This window comes from Bacillus sp. GC_Bacil_1, from assembly GCF_026540675.1.
GTDB classification, from domain to species: Bacteria; Bacillota; Bacilli; order Bacillales; family Bacillaceae_G; genus Bacillus_A; species Bacillus_A cereus.
Genome location: NZ_JALNUG010000011.1, coordinates 53189 through 71548, shown reverse-complemented (window position 1 = coordinate 71548; position 18360 = coordinate 53189). Strand labels below are relative to the sequence as shown.

Below are 18360 nucleotides of genomic sequence, written 5' to 3'. Positions count from 1 at the left end.
TCTATGAACAGAAAAGATGTGAAACGAATGACAAAAGATCATGATAATCCACGTTCTATAGCTTTTACATACAAACTAATTTTAAGCTTAATTGCATTCTTTCTTATTTTTATGGTTGCAATGGTATTAGGTGCTGCAGATACTTCGATAAAAGATGTATGGTTAGCACTCACTTCCTCCGCTAAAGGAGACAAAATATCTATTATTCGAGAAATACGTTTACCACGTGAAGTTGCTGCTATTTTTGTAGGAGCTGGATTAGCCGTTTCTGGAGCAATTATGCAAGGATTAACACGAAATCCACTTGCGGACCCTGGATTATTAGGGCTATCTGGTGGAGCAAATGCTGCGCTTGCACTAACACTTGCTTTCAATCCTTCCATCAGCTATCTTTACTTAACGTTAGCTTGCTTTATCGGTGCTGCAATTGGCGCAATTATGGTATTTGGAATTGGTATGGTGAAAAAAGGCGGCCTTTCTCCTCTTCGAATTGTATTAGCGGGCGCTGCAGTTTCAGCATTTCTACTCGCAATTTCAGAAGGAATTGGCATTTACTTTAAAATTTCACAAGATGTATCACTTTGGACTGCTGGGGGCGTAATTGGAACAACTTGGAGCCAATTAAAAATTATTATTCCAGTCATTTCAATTAGTATCTTTATCGCTATCTTACTAGCAAAAAAATTGACAGTTCTTAGTTTCAGTGAGGAAGTGGCTATTGGACTAGGTCAAAAAATTATTGTTATTAAAACTATTTTATTTATCATTATTATCTTACTTGCAGGTGCATCTGTAGCGCTTGTTGGAAATATGGCATTTATCGGTTTAATGGTACCTCACATGGTACGCCCAATTGTCGGTCCAGATTACCGATTTGTTATACCGATGTCAGCAATTGCTGGAGCTTCCTTTATGCTACTTGCAGATACAATCGGACGTACTATTAACGCTCCGTACGAAACACCAGTTGCGGCAATTGTCGCGATTGTAGGATTACCATTCTTCCTATTCATTGTACGTAAAGGAGGAAAAACATTCTCATGATGCAATCTATTTTAAGAAAACAGCGTCTCATTATACTCGCTTTACTTATAGTAATCATCACAACCATTGTAATTGGAATGGGACTTGGTTCAGCATCTTTATCTTATGATCGACTACTCCCAACATTAATGGGGCAAGGGACTTTTAAAGAGGAGTTCGTTTTATACTCTTTAAGACTACCTAGAATTGTCATTACATTATTAGCTGGTATGGCTCTCGCTTTATCAGGGGCTATTCTGCAAGGAATTACCCGAAATGATTTAGCTGAACCTGGTATTCTTGGTATTAACTCTGGGGCTGGTGTTGCTGTTGCTATTTTCTTTTTATACTTTCCAATAGACGTAGGTTCATTTCTTTACTTACTACCTGTCGTTGGATTTATTGGGGCATTTCTGACAGCTGTTCTAATTTACGTATTTTCATATAGTAAATCAACTGGACTTCAGCCGGTGCGATTAACATTAACCGGTATCGGTTTTGCATTTGCACTATCTGGAACGATGATTGTCCTTATTTCATCCGCGGATCGTATGAAAGTAGACTTTATTTCAAAATGGATTGCCGGAAATATTTGGGGAGATGACTGGATCTTCGTTTTAGCAATGCTCCCATGGTTAATCGTATTCATTCCGTTTATTTTCTATAAAGCAAATCGATTAAACATCTTAGCATTAAACGAACCAGTCGCAATCGGCGTTGGAATTGAAATTGAAAAAGAACGCAGGTACTTATTAGTTGCAGCCGTTGCACTTGCAGCTGCAGCTGTTTCCGTAACAGGAGGAATTAGCTTTATCGGATTAATGGCTCCTCACATCGCAAAATCTTTAGTAGGTCCAAGGCATCAAATATTCATGCCTATCGCCGTTTTAATTGGCGGATGGTTATTACTACTAGCAGACACAATCGGGCGAAATATCGTTGATCCTAATGGCATTCCAGCAGGTATTGTCGTTGCTTTAATTGGTGCACCTTACTTTATGTATTTGTTGCTTAAAAAAGCTTAAAAGACACCCTCAAGATCTTTTCTTGAGGGTGTCTTTGTTTCATTCTACTGCTGCCCATATCCTTCAAACTTCTTCGCCAAATTCTCCATCTCATCTTCTGGCAATAACTTCGGTTCTCCGACGCTTTTCGTTTGATAATAAATTTGTGCACAAAACTCAATTTCTTCCGCAACAGTAAATGCCATTTTTATATTATTTGCACCTGCAATTAAACCGTGATTCGCAAGTAAAACAGCACGGCGATCAATCATGCCTTCAAAAGCAGCCTCTGCTAATTGCTTCGTACCAAATGTTTCATACGGTGCACAGCGCACATTCGGTCCTGCGAAAGCAATTAAATACGACACAGCCGGAAGCTCCCATCCTAATGACGCAATCGTCTTCGCGTAAGGAGAATGTGTATGCACAAGCGCATTTATATCTTCACGCTTCCTATAGTAAATAAGGTGCATATCTAATTCACTTGATGGTTTTCTCTCTCCTTCTACTACTTCACCATCTAAGTTTAATATAACCACATCTTCAGGCTTTGTTTCATAATAATCTAAACCACTTGGACTAATCGCAACAAGACCTTGTTCACGATTAAAGATACTAATATTACCGCCCGTCCCCTTTGTTAAACCACTAGAAATCATTTTCTTTCCATACGCTACAATTTCTTCTCTTTCTTTTTGTAATAACATATACATCCCCCTAAGTATGAAGCTTATGATGACTGACTTTTATATTTATCTACTTATTGAAATAGCTTTTTTAAATTCTCCGTAAACGGTGCCTTTACAATCCCTTTTTCTGTAATAATCGCTGTTACATTTTCATGTGGAGTAACATCAAATGCTGGATTATATACTTTACTTTCTTTCGGAGCTGAATATTGTCCAAAGCGATTAATCACTTCAGAAGCATCTCTTTCCTCGATGGGAATTTCTTTTCCTGTCGGTGTTTTCAAGTCGATTGTCGGCGTTGGCGCTGCTACATAAAACGGAATGTTGTAGTATTTCGCTAAAATAGATACGCCTAATGTTCCAATTTTATTTGCTATATCACCGTTCGCTGCCACACGGTCGCATCCAACAATTACAGCGTCAATCTTCCCTTGTGACATGACCATAGCCGCCATATTATCCGTAATGACAGTAACATCAATTCCCGCTCGCTGTAGTTCTAATGCCGTTAACGTTGACCCTTGTAATCTTGGACGTGTTTCATCCGAAAAGATTTTTAAGTCCCATCCTTTTTCTTTTGCTAAGTACATTGGAGCCGTCGCAGTACCATACTTAGTCGTCGCTAACGCACCAGCATTACAATGTGTTAATACTCCCATTCCATCATGGAATAATGTTAATGCATGTTCTCCAATTTGACGGTTAATTTCTTCATCTTCTCTATGAATTTCTTTTGCCTCTTCTAGTAATCTATCTTTCAACTGTGAGATTGATAAATGAATATTATCTGCCGCTACACTTTCCATTCTTTCAAGTGCCCAAAATAAATTTACTGCAGTCGGTCTTGATGTCGCCAAGTATGTGCATACCTTTCTTACTTCATCCATAAATCCTTCTTCCGTACTTTCAGCAAATTCCTTTACCCCTAAATACACTCCATAAGCTGCTGAAACACCAATCGCTGGTGCACCTCGTACTTTCATTACTTGAATGGCATCCCACACACTTTCAGCTGTTTTAAATGATTCATAGACAATTTCATTCGGTAATAACGTTTGATCTAACAAAACTAAAGCATCATCTTTCCACTGAATTGGTATTAATTGCTCTTCCATCATATTCTCCCCTTACTCCGCGTAGTGCATTGACTGTTTTTTTAACGTTTCTACAAAACTTGTACCCGTTCTATATTGATTCGCTCGTAAAATAAAACTCTTCGCTACTTTAAGACAAATTCGCTCCGCTCTAGCACGTGCTTCCTCATTCTCAATACAAGTAATATCTTTTACTTTCGCTAATCCAACAATACGGCGGATTAATTCAAGACCTGTCACTGCAGCTGTATCCTCTAATACAGATTGTAAATATACTTCGTTAAAGCCTTCTTCCTTCGCCATAATCTCGGTCACATGAATATCCCAAGCATCTAAAAACTTCTTCTTAAATAAATCAATTACCTCTACCATCGTAGTTTGTAACCAATCCATATACGTATCTTTCTCAGCTCCAGGTGGCATCGTTGCATCTGCATTCACCCAAGCAAACATTAAATTCGCCATTACATTCCCAACGTCATATCCCATAGGTCCATAAAAAGCAAACTCAGGATCAATAACCTTTGTAGAATCATCTCTTACAAAAACAGAACCAGTATGTAAATCACCATGAAGCAATGCCTGTGCATTCGTCATAAAAGAAAATTTACGTTTCGCTACTTCCATACGAAGCTCTTTATCACTATAAATATGCTCCCTAATCCATCCCTCATTTAAAGGAAATAACTCATTACGCTTATTATGATTTGTAAATGGTTCTGAATATACGAGGTCCTCTGTAATCTCACATAATTCAGGATTTATATAATTCTTCACAAGTTCCTTCTTCTCTTTATGATTCATTACAACATCAGATGTTAATAAAAGTGTATTTACCATAAAAGTAGTTAAGTCGTCAGCAAGCTGCGGAAATATTTGATGATTTATAAGTGCTGTACGTAATATTGTGTGATCCGATAAATCTTCCATTACGCAACAATTCATCACACTATCAAATAAATACACCTTAGGAACAAGTCCAGGTGCTAACTCATCCTCTAACTGCAAAACATCTGATTCTATACGAATACGATTCGTCGACAACTTAAACTCATCTGAAATGCGAGCTGTATCCCCAGCTTGCTTTACGATAACAGACATGTTCTCTTTTTCATCCCAAACGCGGAACACATAATTTAAATTGCCATCACCTATTTCTTCACACTGTAACCCCTTTGCATGTTCAAACTTAGATAATTTCTCTTTCACATATGCAATCACATCTTTAGCTTCCATTAAAAAATACTTCGTGAACTTAGACATGGTTTCCCCTCCACACTAATTGTAAGCGTTTTCTAAAAGCTATAAAAAATAATAGGTTGAATTTTTTCATCCTATAAATATGTATTCTTCTTTTTGAAAGGTATATCTAGGTTTTATTATATCTTGTTAGCACTTTGAGTCAATGTTTCTAACTATCATCGTAATATACTTCCTAATTATATATTTGAGATGACAAAAATTGTTCAAAAAATTTCCGATTCATTTTATTTTATTTATCACAAAATTCTTTGTAAAATAGAAGTAAGCAGTTCCTTTTCAAAACTACAACTTCTAAGAAATATTTCCTTCCTAAGACATTAAACTTACACACTATCTCTAACATACACATTAAACTTTTCAAACACTCATCTAAAATTTATAGACTTAAAATTACCTTTCTATTCCGTGATAGCCTTAATTGAGAATAAATATTAATTAAATCGGAATAAAGTTGGTTTATTCGCTTGACAAAATAACCACTTCTATATGATAATTAATATCGAATTAGAATTATTATAGTTAATTAAAAAATATATTTTATGAGCACACTATTTTTTGATGCTCAAAACCAACATTTAGGAGGAATTTTAACATGTTATTAATCGGCACAGAAGTAAAACCGTTTAAAGCTAATGCTTACCATAATGGAGAATTTATCCAAGTTACTGACGAAAGTTTAAAAGGAAAATGGAGTGTAGTTTGTTTCTACCCAGCTGACTTCACATTCGTTTGCCCAACTGAACTTGAAGACTTACAAAACCAATACGCAACTCTAAAAGACTTAGGCGTTGAAGTATACTCTGTATCTACAGACACTCACTTCACTCACAAAGCATGGCATGATAGCTCAGAAACTATCGGCAAAATCGAGTACATCATGATTGGTGACCCAACTCGCACAATCACTACAAACTTCAACGTTTTAATGGAAGAAGAAGGTCTTGCTGCTCGTGGTACATTCATCATCGATCCAGACGGCGTTATCCAATCTATGGAAATCAATGCTGACGGTATCGGCCGTGACGCAAGCATTCTTGTTAACAAAATTAAAGCTGCTCAATACGTACGTAACAACCCAGGTGAAGTTTGCCCAGCTAAATGGCAAGAGGGTTCTGCAACACTTAAACCAAGCCTTGACCTTGTAGGCAAAATCTAAGGAGTTCGATCAAAATGATACTAGATGCAGATATAAAAACACAACTATCCCAATACCTTCAGTTAATGGAGAACGATATTTTACTTAAAGTAAGCGCAGGAGACGATAACGTATCTAAAGATATGTTAGCTCTAGTAGACGAATTAGCTACTATGTCATCTAAGATTACAGTAGAAAAAGTTGAATTAGAGAGAACACCAAGCTTTAGCGTAAACCGCCCTGGTGAAGACACTGGTGTCGTATTCGCTGGTATTCCATTAGGACACGAATTTACATCATTAGTGTTAGCTTTACTACAAGTAAGTGGACGCGCTCCAAAAATTGAACAAAAATTAATCGATCAAATTAAAAACATTCAAGGCGAATATCATTTTGAATCTTATATCAGCCTAAGTTGTCATAACTGTCCTGATGTTGTACAAGCTCTTAACGTAATGAGCGTTCTTAACTCTAGTATTACACATACTATGATTGATGGCGCTGCATTCAAAGAGGAAGTAGAAAGCAAAGACATCATGGCAGTACCAACTGTTTACCTAAACGGCGAATCTTTCGGAAGCGGTCGTATGACACTTGAAGAAATTTTAGCTAAAATGGGTAACGGTCCAGATGCATCAGAGCTTTCTGATAAAGATCCATACGATGTTCTTGTTGTTGGTGGCGGCCCTGCTGGTGCAAGTGCAGCAATTTACGCAGCACGTAAAGGCATCCGCACTGGTATCGTTGCTGAGCGCTTCGGTGGTCAAGTAATGGATACTATGGGCATTGAGAACTTCATCAGCGTGAAAAAGACTGAAGGTCCTAAGCTAGTAGCAAGCCTTGAAGAGCACGTAAAAGAATACGACATCGATGTAATGAATCTACAACGTGCGAAACGTTTAGAGAAAAAAGAACTTATTGAAGTGGAACTTGAAAACGGCGCCATTCTGAAAAGTAAGAGCGTAATCGTTTCTACAGGTGCTCGCTGGCGTAATGTTGGCGTACCAGGTGAAGCTGAGTTCAAAAATAAAGGTGTAGCATACTGCCCACACTGTGACGGTCCATTATTCACTGGAAAAGACGTAGCAGTTATCGGCGGAGGTAACTCTGGTATTGAAGCGGCTATCGACTTAGCAGGTATCGTTAAGCACGTAACTGTTCTTGAATTCATGCCAGAATTAAAAGCTGATGCTGTATTACAAGAACGTCTTAACAGCTTACCAAACGTAACTGTTCTGAAAAACGTTCAAACGAAAGAAATCACTGGTACTGATAAAGTAAACGGTATTTCTTACATCGATCGTGAAACTGAAGAAGTTCATCACGTTGAATTACAAGGTGTATTCGTACAAATCGGTCTTGTGCCAAACACAGACTGGTTAGGCGAAACAGTTGAACGCGTTCGCGGTGAAATCGTAACAGACAAGCACGGCGCTACAAACGTACCAGGAGTGTTTGCTGCAGGTGACTGTACAAATAATCCGTACAAACAAATCATCATCTCTATGGGTTCAGGTGCAAACGCAGCTTTAGGTGCATTTGATTACTTAATCCGTAACTAATAAAAAAACAGGTGCCTTGGCACCTGTTTTTTATTACCCTAATGTATAAACTAAAAACCTCTCATTCCCATTCCTCTCATAAGCACCTGACAATCTAACTTCTTTCTTCAGCTCAAACGCAGTCTGATTTTCTAAGAAGAAAATATAGTCCTCAGAGGGATAATATAAAATAATATCCACTTCTCTCTCCAATTCTTCTACCGAAAGCAAAATGTTATTTACTACATTCATAAACACTTGTACAGAAAATGGATTAAAGAAATAAAAACGGTTATCGCGTGGATCAATCTCATATTCCTGCGCTAAACAACATTGGAATTGAATTTTCCCCTTACTGTTTCGTGCCTTTCGTGCATAACGATCTCGATTATCCATTGCTTCTTTATAAAACTCTTCATTCATTTCAATTCCAACTGCTGAAGCACCACATTTATGATGCATATAAAAGTTTAATCGCCCTTTTCCGCACCCAAAGTCTACAATTCGGTCGCTACTTCGTATCTCATATTGATTCAATAACTCATCTAACCCGCTATACGGCGTCGGTTCATAGCGGTGATAATGCATAGACTTGTTAAACCCTTTTTGCTCACCGACTGTTTTTATATGTAAAACTGCATCGTAATATTGTTCGTTCATTCGTTTTCTCCTATTAAAAAATGGTACTTATTATTATACACCATGTACTGGAGGCTCATTTTTCATCAAATTAATAGGTATGTGAAATTATATTAACGATTTTCTTAATATATCTATCGTAACTTCAAATATATCAACGATTTTCTCAATATATCTATCATAACTCAAAATATATCGATTTGCTGACAATTCACGACAAAAAAACAGGAGCTCTCTAGCCCCTGTCTTCTAACACTTTCAATACAGTTTGTTTCAATATTTCTACCCCATCCATAATACAACTATGATCAAACCTCATATACGGATGGTGTAATCCAGGTTGTAGGTCTGCTCCTAGTCCAAGCATGACAGCTTTTAAATGTGGTCTTTTCACTGTATAGTAATGGAAATCATCGCTTCCTGTCGTATAGAGAGGCCCTGTGCATCTCTCTTCCCCATACACTTCGAGAATACCTTTACGCATAAAGCGCTCTGCTTCTTCGGAAACCTCTGCTCCTGGTGCAAGATCCATCCATTCGTATGAAGTTTTCGACCCCATCGATGCAGCTGATTCTATTACATGCTCAATCTTTTTCTTTAATTCTTCTAATAGTATATTACTCTCTGCTCTTACATCTAAACTGAAATGACCATTTCCCGGAATAATATTTAAATTATCACCACCAGCTTGGCATCTCGTCATTTTTACTGAATAAGAACTTTGCGGTGGCAGCCAAATATTTTTCAAACCGATATTAATCATGGAAATGACATCAATTGCATTCACACCTTGGTGTGGTCTTGCCCCGTGTGCATCCTCCCCATGAATCATACCCTCTAAAAATCCTGCTGCTCCATGACGAATAGATGGGGCTGCTTGTTTCAAAGATAGTTCTTCAATCGGTCTTAGATGAACGCCAAATAAGAAATCAGCATCATCTACAGCACCTTTCTCCACCATCTTCAAAGCACCATTACCCTTCTCTTCTGCCGGCTGAAAAATAAATCTAACCGTACCACTTTTCCATCTCATATTTTTCAATTGTAAAATAAGTCCCATTACAATGGTCATATGAGCATCATGGCCACATGAATGGTTCGCTTTAAATTCTCCATTTACTTCTTGCCAAAGTGCATCCATATCAGCACGAATCGCAATAACTGGATTCCCGCCTCCAATCTCAGCAATTACACCTGGACAATCATCAAATGTTCTATATGAAATTCCTTCTTCTTTTAAAAAGTCAGTAATATACGCTGTCGTTTCATATTCTTTCCAACTTACTTCAGGGTTTTCGTGTAAATGCTGAAAAATCTCCGTTAAGCGCTCTTGTAGTTCTAATGTTTTCAACGTTCCAGTCTCCTTCCCACATTACAAACGATTCGGGTTAATTATATTTATGAAAAACAGATGTTTTTATGAACATATTGAATTTTAAGAAAAAAGTCAATTGTTTATTTTTAAATACTTAAAAAGCTTACTCCTCACCTATATTACAAACTAAACAAACAACTAGAACATTCCTTATTTTCTGTTTTTTATGTTGACGCTTACATAAACTTTTAGTTATCATAACCTAATAAACGTCTATTTTACGACAATTCTAAAAATACAAACAAACATACGTAACAAGGAGGAACTTTATGAAAAAAGAAATACCTTTTGGAATAGCGCTTATCCCTATTATCATTACCGTTGCAGTTATGATGGTTACAATTGTTGTATTAAAACAAACCCCTCACGTTCCACTTATTATCGGTACAACCGTTGCTTCTATTGTCGCTTGGCGTTACGGTTACAAATGGAATGATCTTGAAGAAGCAATGTATAAAGGGATTCGTCTTGCATTACCCGCTATCGTCATTATTATTCTTGTCGGCTTAACAATTGGTGCTTGGATTGGCGGTGGAATCGTCGCAACGATGATTTATTACGGTTTAAAACTTTTAACTCCATCACTATTTTTAGTTTCCATTACCGTCATTTGTTCTATCGTTGCATTAGCAATTGGTAGCTCTTGGTCTACAATGGGAACAATTGGTGTTGCTGGAATGGGAATTGGCCTAAGTATGGGAATCCCAGCTCCAATGGTTGCTGGTGCCATTATTTCAGGCTCTTATTTTGGTGATAAAATGTCACCGCTTTCAGATACAACTAACTTAGCCGCAGGATTAACAAATACAGATTTATTCGCACACATTCGTCATATGTTATTTACTACAGTTCCAGGTTTAATTATTACTCTTATCGTCTACGCTCTCTTAGGAAGAAGCTTCGGCGCTAACAATATTGATGCGAAGAGCATCGATCAAACGTTACAAGTATTGCAACAAAACTTTGTTATCTCGCCTTTCCTACTCATTATACCCGTAGTCGTTATGGTATTGGTCGCTAAAAAAGTCCCTGCTATACCAGCGATTCTCGTCGGTATTATTTTAGGATTCTTATCACAAGTCTTTATTCAAGGTGGTTCTGTCTCAGCATCTGTCGGTGCACTCCAAGCTGGATTTGTTATAGACACTGGAAACAAGCTAGTAGACGAACTATTTAACCGCGGTGGCTTAGATTCAATGATGAATACAGTCTCTATGACAATTGTCGCTATGACTTTCGGAGGAGTATTAGAACATACAGGTATTCTTCGCTCAATTGTAAATCAAATTTTAAAGTTAGCGAAATCAGCAAAAGGGCTTATCGCTTCTACTATCGCATCTTGTTTTGCAACAAACCTTACTTGCTCTGAACAATATATTTCAATTGTTGTCCCTTCAAGAATGTACGCAAATGCATACACGGAAAAAGGACTACATTCAAAAAACTTATCCAGAGCATTAGAAGATGGTGGAACATTAACTTCTGTCTTCGTTCCTTGGAATACGTGCGGTGTATTTATTCTCGCAACACTTGGCGTAGGTGCATTTGAATATGCTCCTTATGCTATTTTGAATTTCATCGTACCTATTATCTCAATCATTTATGGTATAACAGGCTTCACAATTGTAAAACTATCAGACATTGAAAAAGCAGAACTACTAAAGAAACAAAAAGCTCAACTAGAAGCTTAAAAATAGCGGTAAATTCAGTTCATATAGTGCGCGAGGTCGCCCTTGTTGATAGGGCATTTCCTCGCCGCAAATATGAGCATACCCGTAATCAACTAATTTCTTTAACAACCTTTCTGTCGATCTTCGAGTCACTTGTAAGTACTCAGAAAGGTCAGCTGCTGTAAACTTCAATGACGGGTGCGATTGACTAAATTGAATGATTTTTGACAAGTTGGCCGGACTAAGCTTTGTTTCCTTCGCTATTTTCATTAGTTCCGGATTATCATTTTTCAAACTTTGTACTCTCTGTTCTTTCGGGAACGGACCAAACAAATCTTTATCACTTGTTAGTATATAAAAACAACGATCTATTGGATTGTTCTTTGCAAAACTTTGAGCAATTTTTGCATTTTGCTCCGCTTCTTTCACGGTTTTCCCATAACCAAATCCAATAGCTATCGTTCCTTCTACGCTCGCAAACAAGTTATCTATCGCATTTGTTTTAATAATTGATTCGATATCACCACGAGTTGTATACAAAATGCATGTCAGTTCATCCACTTGTTTAAATGAACCACGTAGTTCTTTTGAAATCACATCTAGTTTTTCAAGCAAACTCGCTCGTAATTCTAAGGAAGAAATAATACAAGCACCAACAGTAGCTGAATAGCTTTTTGCTAACTCAGCTTTTATTTTTGCATCTTTTAGCCCATGTATAATGGATTGTGTTGGATCAATCATGCGCTCTGAAGGAACACCTATTTTTTGAAGCTCGTCGTAAACAGCGTGAATACTAGTTAAAGCTAAATGAGCTTCTCCACATTGATATTTAGCTACATGAAAATCGATAACTCTATTTATCTCATCTTTACTCCACAGCATATTTTCATAATCCAACACTTGCGGACTTTCTTTTATACCGATATCATGGAACACATTTGTAATAAACGAGCGGTCTACTAAATCGATGGAAATGTTATGTGGTTGAATACTTTGATGATACATGATAGAAAGAATTGAAGATGCGACAGTTGTCTCGTCTTGCTGTAAGTATGTACTTGGAATTCGTAATTGTTCTCTTATTTCTTTTGCCATATAATAAGGTAAAGCACCTGAGAAAAAAATGACATCACAAGGCTTTAGACACTTTAATAGTTCAGAAGATTCCGCCGGATGAAGGTAAATATATGGATCAATTTCTATTCCTTCTAATTTTTGAGCAATAGGAAAAAGGTTGTCCATAAATTCCTTTGAACCGACAACTGCAATTTTTATCATAATTTTCTCTAACTCCTTATCATTAATTAACGACTATTTAACGTCAACTATATCAAATGTATAAAACTATTGTAAACAGGAAGGGGTTTCTATTCAATGAAAATTACAGCTATTCATCTTTACGCAATTCGTTTACCGCTTCGCAATCCGTTTGTTATTAGTTATGGCTCTTATTCTGATATGCCCTCTATTATCGTCAAAATGGAAACAGATGAAGGTATTATCGGTTACGGTGAAGGCGTTGCTGATGATCACGTCACAGGTGAATCGTGGGAAAGTACTTTCCATACTTTAAAACATACGCTAGCCCCTGCTCTAATTGGGAAAAATCCAATGAATATCGAAAAAATACACGACATGATGGACAATACAATTTACGGTGTTCCAACAGCGAAAGCTGCAATTGATATTGCCTGTTTTGATATAATGGGCAAAAAACTAAATCAACCTGTATATCAATTAATTGGCGGGCGCTATCATGAAGAATTCCATGTCACTCACGTTTTAAGTATTGCCGATCCTGAAGATATGGCTGAAGAAGCTGCTTCTATGATTCAAAAAGGTTACCAATCTTTCAAAATGAAAGTTGGTACGAATGTAAAAGAAGATGTGAAACGTATTGAAGCTGTACGAGAACGTGTAGGAAATGACATCGCTATTCGCGTTGATGTAAACCAAGGCTGGAAAAATAGCGCAAACACATTAACAGCACTGCGTTCATTAGGACATTTAAACATTGACTGGATTGAACAACCTGTTATCGCGGACGATATTGATGCCATGGCTCATATCCGTTCTAAGACAGACCTCCCGCTTATGATTGATGAAGGACTAAAAAGTTCTCGTGAAATGCGCCAAATTATTAAATTAGAAGCTGCTGATAAAGTGAATATAAAACTAATGAAATGCGGTGGCATATATCCAGCTGTAAAGCTCGCTCATCAAGCTGAAATGGCCGGCATTGAATGCCAAGTGGGATCAATGGTCGAATCATCTGTTGCCTCTTCCGCAGGATTCCATGTCGCTTTCTCAAAGAAAATCATTACGAGCGTAGAGCTAACGGGACCATTAAAATTCACGAAAGACATCGGAAACTTACATTACGATATACCATTCATTCGCTTAAACGAAAAGCCCGGACTGGGCATTGAAATAAATGAAGATACACTACAAGAACTAACCGTCTTTCAAGACGTTGTACGCTAAAGGAGGACTATCATATGACGGTTCTATACGAAGGAACATTAAAACAAAATAACGAATCATTTCACGTTACATTACTATCACTAGAGCACATCGAACAAATTTTATCACTACAAAACATCGTAGTTGAAGCACTAGAAGATAAAAGTCGTTTACAACCACTCTCACAAGAAGAATTTCAATACATTCTAGAAGGAAACGGCATGATGATCGGTGCTTTTATCGAAAACAAACTCATCGCATTTCGCGCTCTACTCGTCCCTCCTATCGACGATGAACATTTAGGGCTTGATATTGGTCTATCAGAAAGTGAACTGCACCGCGTCATCTATCAAGAAATCTCAAACGTTCATCCGAACTGCCGAGGAAATGGGATGCAAAAAATATTAGCGAAAGTCATTATGGAAGAATTACAAAAAGAAGACAGCAAATATGATTACGTATGCTGCACCGTTGCTCCTTTTAACATTCCAAGTTTGAAGGATAAATTTGCGCAAGGGATGGAGATTGCTGCGCTGAAGGAGAAGTATGGTGGTAGTCTGCGATATGTTTTTGTGAAGAAATTGCGCGGAGATAAAGAAAGCGATTGGACGGATGTTCAAATTATTCTAATGAGTGATGCTAGTGGACAGCAGGCTTTGCTTTCGGAGGGGTATCGTGGGTATGAGATGGAGAAAACAGCAGATACTTTCATTGTGAAGTTTGGGCGATAATCTATATACTCGAAAAGAGGAGATGTCTGCTGTGACCTCTTCTCTTTTCAATTTGTTGAACAATCCTGTGGTAAATGAAATTATATCAACGATTTTTCGAATATATCTATCATAACTTACAATATACCAACGATTTTTAAAATATATCTATCAAAACTCACAATATATCAACGATTCGACAAGAAATATCGATTTACAGACAAAAATCGATATCCCTTCCTAAACCGTCATCTTCCAACTAGATAACGCTAACCAATTCTCCATTTCTTTATAATCAGGCATTATCTTCCCGACAAGACGCCAAAAAGATCGATCATGATTTAAATGAACCATATGACACATTTCATGAACAACTACATAGTCAATTACTCGCTGTGGTGCCATTGCTAGCTTCCAATTGAATGTTAGTTGTAAATTCGAATCGCAAGTACCCCAAGTACGACTACTATCTGTAATACGAATAGAACGTGGTTTTGTCTTAAAGTTACTTTGATGCGCTTTAATACTCTTCTCTACTAAAGTTTTACACTGCTTATAATAAAATCGTTTTAAAGCTTGTTGTATTTTCTCATCCTTAAGCTCTTTCACATAAATATGTAACTTATCCCCTTCAAAAATTGCATTGTCTTGCTCAATGCTTGCATCTTGGGAAATCTGTATCGGATACGTATTCCCTAAATACAAAAAGCCTTCTCCTTGATCGTAATCCTTTTCCTGTGGTCCACGCGCTCGCTCCGCCATTTCCTTACGGGTTGTCTGAATCCAATCCCACTTTTCCTCTAGCAACTGGACTAAGTATTCAACAGGTGTCCCTTTCGAAGCCTGTACTTCCACATTTCCATACGAATCCACAAAAAGACGCACGGACTTTTTCTTCTTATAAGTTATATGAAAATTAATTGTCTCACCTAAATATGTATGTACCATTTCATCACCTAGCATATTATTTTACAAATAAAAAAGAGTAGGATACGAACGTCCTACTCTATCTATTATATCATTTACTGCTTTAGCAAGCTTATTATCCTCTATACTTTACACCTAATCCCTTAATGAAATTCCTTGCGTATCTATCGCCGCACTCTTTGTAATTTTTATGGCCTTTTTTTCTTAATAGAGCGCCTAACTCTCCTTTTGTTACCGTAACGCCTACGCTATCTAATATATCAAGTACATCCTCACTCGTTAAAGATAGTGCGATTTTCATTTTCTTTAGAAGAAGGTTATTGGCACTCTCCTTGCTCTGTACAGGTGCAGGCTGCCCTGGTTTCGGATCTTGCTTTCCTCTTTTTAAAGTAATAAATCCATTTAAAAATGCCTCTAACATCATCATATCGCATGTTAATACGTACTCATCTTCAGCTACCTCATCATTTTCAGCTTCATGTTGAGGAGCCCTCTTTATTTTTGTAAGCATATCAACTACGTCTTCTTTCGTTACTTCCATCCCGCCAAGTTTAAAGATTTCTACCATATCTATGTCTTTTATATCTAAAGCGTATCTTACTCTTTTTAATATATCGTTGTTGCTCATTGCCATTGGGTTTCCTCCTGAAATGTTGATTATAGTAATGCTTTTAGCATGTGTAAATTAATGTCGTTAAGTTACTACTTTAACATTTTAGGGGGAGGTTTTGTAGTCTTAACCAAATTTATGATTATAGAGGCTATACTACAATCCAAGCAATAATTTGATTCTATAGAAGGGTTACAGTAACTTTTCGGTTCATTTTTTCTTAGTTCATTAGATCTACATTCTATTTTATATTTGTTAACTATAAAAGCAGTGCATTGATTCCTCAAATACACTGCTCGTCTCTTACATTATTATATTTCTTCTATACAAACTAGAGTTTATGGGTTTCGATGAATTTTATCCATATAGGAGACTATTGCATATCATAAATTAGCCACTTTCCGTCAACTTTCTTCAAATCAATAGTAATATTGTCAGGATTAGGGCCGTATAAAGGTTTTGGAGAGATATCTATCGTAACTTTTAATTTTGCTCTATCTCCAACTTTTCTTTCTTCTATATTCAATATATCTATTGACGCATTTTTTGGAATTCCAATACGTTTTCCAGCTTCTACATCCCAAGGGAGACTCGGATGTATATACTCACCTGCTTTGTTTAAATCTCTTGATTCAAGAGCTTTAAAAAAGCCTTTTACTGTTTCTTGTGGACTATTATTTTGAATTAGAACGTTAACTAATATAACTATAAACACAATCCCAATTATCCACACGTACCAAGGAGATTTTTTTGCAATTCTTATTAATTTTATGTTTTTATCATTTCTATTTTGGGGCGTAATATCGTTATGGAATTCTCCATTATCAAATAGTTCTTCTGATTCATCCAAATTTATTCTCTCTGTACCACAACTAGTACAGTACTTATTTGTTTTCAATAATTTCTTATTACATGCTGTACAATTCATTATTTTATTTCTCCCTGCCCTATTATTAAAATCAAATCCCCAAAGTTTCACATATTAATTTTCTATTATTTTCAATTTTTTTGATGTAGTAGCATTAAAATTACCTGATGAATCCAATTCTGTATGATAAATGTACGTTTTGACTCTAAAATTTTTATGTGGAAACTTTTTATTTACAGCACTTACCACTAAATTGTTAATTTCATTTCCGATTTTCACAGCTTCTTCTACCGTAGACTTATTATCAACTCGAACTTTTATCGGAAAATCAGCTGTATAATACATATTTGGATTATCATACAGCGTTGCTTGAAATAAAAATGGGGCTAATCCGGTTTGTTCAATAAGTAAATCCTTCGTATCATAAACTTTTATATTTGCAATATTCTTTCCTACTTCCGATCCTGCCTCTGCATCAAAGGGTTCTAATTTCTCGTTAGCAACACTTGTTTCATTTCCTACCGCCTTACCCTTATAATTCATTTCAATAAATTTCACATTACCATCCCGGTCACAATCCAACCAAACAGTACCTTCTTTATTTTTGAAAGCCCCATCCACACTTACAGATATGCTACCGCCCCCAGTTCCTGAAAACTTCTCAATCTGCACACTTTCCGCATCATTTCCTCGAACATCATATTTTGCATACCCTTCCGCCTCAGTGCCTTCTGATTCAATTTTAGTACCTAACATAATATCAAGACCTAATAATTTGAAGGCATCCTTATACTTCAAATCTTTTGGCTCTAATAATTCAATCTTAATATGATTAATAATTTTCCCATCACTTTCAAATGTATATTTAGCATAATTATCTACATATAACCATCTAGTTTCCTCTTTTGTTCTCGGAGATGAAAGCGTTCTCTCTAAATCTTCAAGTCGATAGTTTTTTTTTAGGTACATTGCTATTCCACTTAAATTTGAAGTCGAAATATCATTGCTCTCATTCGTCATAATTTTCTTCTCATCTTGCTTAACATTTTGGCTTACTTCTTTTGTTGGTACTGATTCTGTTGATTTTTGACAACCCGATGTAATTAATCCTGCTGTAAGTAAAGCTATTAATACTTTCTTCATAATTTCCCTCCAATTAAAATAAAAAAATTCTGGTAGCTCCTATAAGAAAAAATCTTCAAATCAGAAGAAAATTCCACAGTACTCTAAAATTATTATCGAATATTTAAAAATAACTATTATTCAAAAGATCTTCATACCAATACTAAATAATTAACTTTATAAATTATGTCGAAAGAAGTCGAAAAACAATATTTTTATAATCGGAA

General features: G+C 36.5%; 17 protein-coding genes. 7 read left to right on the top strand and 10 right to left on the bottom strand.

The genetic code is table 11. The features are described 5' to 3' along the window. Positions 1–3: 3 nt before the first annotated feature. Both OXT04_RS17655 and OXT04_RS17650 read left to right on the top strand, forming a co-directional pair. Positions 4–1044: a FecCD family ABC transporter permease gene (locus tag OXT04_RS17655; RefSeq protein ID WP_002025239.1), complete on the top strand. Its 1041-nt coding sequence runs from the start codon at positions 4–6 to the stop codon at positions 1042–1044. After that, positions 1041–2048 (top strand): FecCD family ABC transporter permease, encoded by a 1008-nt coding sequence (locus OXT04_RS17650; RefSeq protein WP_098570472.1) that lies wholly within the window; start codon positions 1041–1043, stop codon positions 2046–2048. Before OXT04_RS17655 ends, OXT04_RS17650 begins: the two co-directional genes overlap by 4 nt. A 44-nt stretch (positions 2049–2092) precedes the next feature. Here OXT04_RS17650 and OXT04_RS17645 read toward each other — a convergent pair whose 3' ends face one another. From OXT04_RS17645 to mtnK, 3 genes are read right to left on the bottom strand one after another with little or no spacing between them, the layout of a single operon-like run. Further along, positions 2093–2734, bottom strand: a complete 642-nt coding sequence (locus tag OXT04_RS17645; protein WP_098570471.1) for an L-fuculose-phosphate aldolase — start codon at positions 2732–2734, stop codon at positions 2093–2095. A gap of 53 nt (positions 2735–2787) precedes the next feature. Further along, a complete protein-coding gene (gene mtnA, locus OXT04_RS17640) occupies positions 2788–3834 on the bottom strand; it encodes an S-methyl-5-thioribose-1-phosphate isomerase (protein WP_033693771.1) in 1047 nt (348 codons plus the stop codon). 9 nt (positions 3835–3843) lie between these two features. After that, on the bottom strand, positions 3844–5073 hold the full coding sequence (mtnK, locus tag OXT04_RS17635) for an S-methyl-5-thioribose kinase (RefSeq protein WP_267416348.1): 1230 nt from the start codon (positions 5071–5073) through the stop codon (positions 3844–3846). A gap of 592 nt (positions 5074–5665) precedes the next feature. Between mtnK and ahpC the strand changes: the two genes are divergently transcribed. Further along, a complete protein-coding gene (ahpC, locus tag OXT04_RS17630) occupies positions 5666–6229 on the top strand; it encodes an alkyl hydroperoxide reductase subunit C (RefSeq protein ID WP_000924420.1) in 564 nt (187 codons plus the stop codon). A gap of 14 nt (positions 6230–6243) precedes the next feature. Further along, complete coding sequence (gene ahpF / locus OXT04_RS17625) at positions 6244–7770, top strand: alkyl hydroperoxide reductase subunit F (protein WP_016513313.1); 1527 nt, start codon at positions 6244–6246, stop codon at positions 7768–7770. Between the two features lie 33 nt (positions 7771–7803). Here the strand turns inward: ahpF and OXT04_RS17620 are convergent, their stop codons facing one another. After that, positions 7804–8409 (bottom strand): SAM-dependent methyltransferase, encoded by a 606-nt coding sequence (locus tag OXT04_RS17620; protein ID WP_016513314.1) that lies wholly within the window; start codon positions 8407–8409, stop codon positions 7804–7806. A 214-nt stretch (positions 8410–8623) separates the two neighbouring features. After that, positions 8624–9739, bottom strand: a complete 1116-nt coding sequence (locus OXT04_RS17615; RefSeq protein WP_000853516.1) for a M20 peptidase aminoacylase family protein — start codon at positions 9737–9739, stop codon at positions 8624–8626. 293 nt (positions 9740–10032) lie between these two features. Here OXT04_RS17615 and nhaC point away from each other — a divergent pair, with 293 nt between their 5' ends. Further along, complete coding sequence (gene nhaC / locus OXT04_RS17610; RefSeq protein WP_016513315.1) at positions 10033–11454, top strand: Na+/H+ antiporter NhaC; 1422 nt, start codon at positions 10033–10035, stop codon at positions 11452–11454. Here nhaC and OXT04_RS17605 read toward each other — a convergent pair. After that, positions 11443–12714 (bottom strand): hypothetical protein, encoded by a 1272-nt coding sequence (locus tag OXT04_RS17605; protein WP_043353419.1) that lies wholly within the window; start codon positions 12712–12714, stop codon positions 11443–11445. The two genes, nhaC and OXT04_RS17605, sit on opposite strands and share 12 nt — an antisense overlap. A gap of 93 nt (positions 12715–12807) precedes the next feature. Here OXT04_RS17605 and OXT04_RS17600 point away from each other — a divergent pair, with 93 nt between their 5' ends. Together OXT04_RS17600 and OXT04_RS17595 are read left to right on the top strand one after the other, a co-directional pair. Further along, complete coding sequence (locus tag OXT04_RS17600; RefSeq protein ID WP_016513317.1) at positions 12808–13917, top strand: mandelate racemase/muconate lactonizing enzyme family protein; 1110 nt, start codon at positions 12808–12810, stop codon at positions 13915–13917. Positions 13918–13931: 14 nt separating this feature from the next. Then, positions 13932–14627: a hypothetical protein gene (locus tag OXT04_RS17595; RefSeq protein WP_016513318.1), complete on the top strand. Its 696-nt coding sequence runs from the start codon at positions 13932–13934 to the stop codon at positions 14625–14627. 219 nt (positions 14628–14846) lie between these two features. Here OXT04_RS17595 and OXT04_RS17590 read toward each other — a convergent pair whose 3' ends face one another. The 4 genes from OXT04_RS17590 to OXT04_RS17575 form a co-directional block, all read right to left on the bottom strand. After that, positions 14847–15554, bottom strand: coding sequence for a M48 family metallopeptidase (locus OXT04_RS17590; protein WP_267416344.1), 708 nt, complete (start codon positions 15552–15554; stop codon positions 14847–14849). A 94-nt stretch (positions 15555–15648) separates the two neighbouring features. Continuing rightward, the gene (locus OXT04_RS17585; RefSeq protein ID WP_001251704.1) at positions 15649–16167 is read right to left on the bottom strand and encodes a YehS family protein; all 519 of its coding nucleotides are present in this window, start codon (positions 16165–16167) and stop codon (positions 15649–15651) included. A gap of 349 nt (positions 16168–16516) precedes the next feature. Continuing rightward, positions 16517–17071, bottom strand: coding sequence for a zinc ribbon domain-containing protein (locus tag OXT04_RS17580; protein WP_000995851.1), 555 nt, complete (start codon positions 17069–17071; stop codon positions 16517–16519). Between the two features lie 54 nt (positions 17072–17125). Then, on the bottom strand, positions 17126–18154 hold the full coding sequence (locus OXT04_RS17575; RefSeq protein ID WP_000756600.1) for a hypothetical protein: 1029 nt from the start codon (positions 18152–18154) through the stop codon (positions 17126–17128). Between the last annotated feature and the right edge of the window lie 206 nt (positions 18155–18360).

Bases quoted from the DNA above. Each gene is read 5' to 3' on its own strand.
- OXT04_RS17655 (WP_002025239.1), top strand. From the start codon at position 4: ATGAACAGAAAAGATGTGAAACGAATGACAAAAGATCATGATAATCCA.
- OXT04_RS17650 (WP_098570472.1), top strand. From the start codon at position 1,041: ATGATGCAATCTATTTTAAGAAAACAGCGTCTCATTATACTCGCTTTA.
- OXT04_RS17645 (WP_098570471.1), bottom strand. From the start codon at position 2,734: ATGTTATTACAAAAAGAAAGAGAAGAAATTGTAGCGTATGGAAAGAAA.
- mtnA (WP_033693771.1), bottom strand. From the start codon at position 3,834: ATGATGGAAGAGCAATTAATACCAATTCAGTGGAAAGATGATGCTTTA.
- mtnK (WP_267416348.1), bottom strand. From the start codon at position 5,073: ATGTCTAAGTTCACGAAGTATTTTTTAATGGAAGCTAAAGATGTGATT.
- ahpC (WP_000924420.1), top strand. From the start codon at position 5,666: ATGTTATTAATCGGCACAGAAGTAAAACCGTTTAAAGCTAATGCTTAC.
- ahpF (WP_016513313.1), top strand. From the start codon at position 6,244: ATGATACTAGATGCAGATATAAAAACACAACTATCCCAATACCTTCAG.
- OXT04_RS17620 (WP_016513314.1), bottom strand. From the start codon at position 8,409: ATGAACGAACAATATTACGATGCAGTTTTACATATAAAAACAGTCGGT.
- nhaC (WP_016513315.1), top strand. From the start codon at position 10,033: ATGAAAAAAGAAATACCTTTTGGAATAGCGCTTATCCCTATTATCATT.
- OXT04_RS17600 (WP_016513317.1), top strand. From the start codon at position 12,808: ATGAAAATTACAGCTATTCATCTTTACGCAATTCGTTTACCGCTTCGC.
- OXT04_RS17595 (WP_016513318.1), top strand. From the start codon at position 13,932: ATGACGGTTCTATACGAAGGAACATTAAAACAAAATAACGAATCATTT.
- OXT04_RS17590 (WP_267416344.1), bottom strand. From the start codon at position 15,554: ATGGTACATACATATTTAGGTGAGACAATTAATTTTCATATAACTTAT.
- OXT04_RS17585 (WP_001251704.1), bottom strand. From the start codon at position 16,167: ATGGCAATGAGCAACAACGATATATTAAAAAGAGTAAGATACGCTTTA.
- OXT04_RS17580 (WP_000995851.1), bottom strand. From the start codon at position 17,071: ATGAATTGTACAGCATGTAATAAGAAATTATTGAAAACAAATAAGTAC.
- OXT04_RS17575 (WP_000756600.1), bottom strand. From the start codon at position 18,154: ATGAAGAAAGTATTAATAGCTTTACTTACAGCAGGATTAATTACATCG.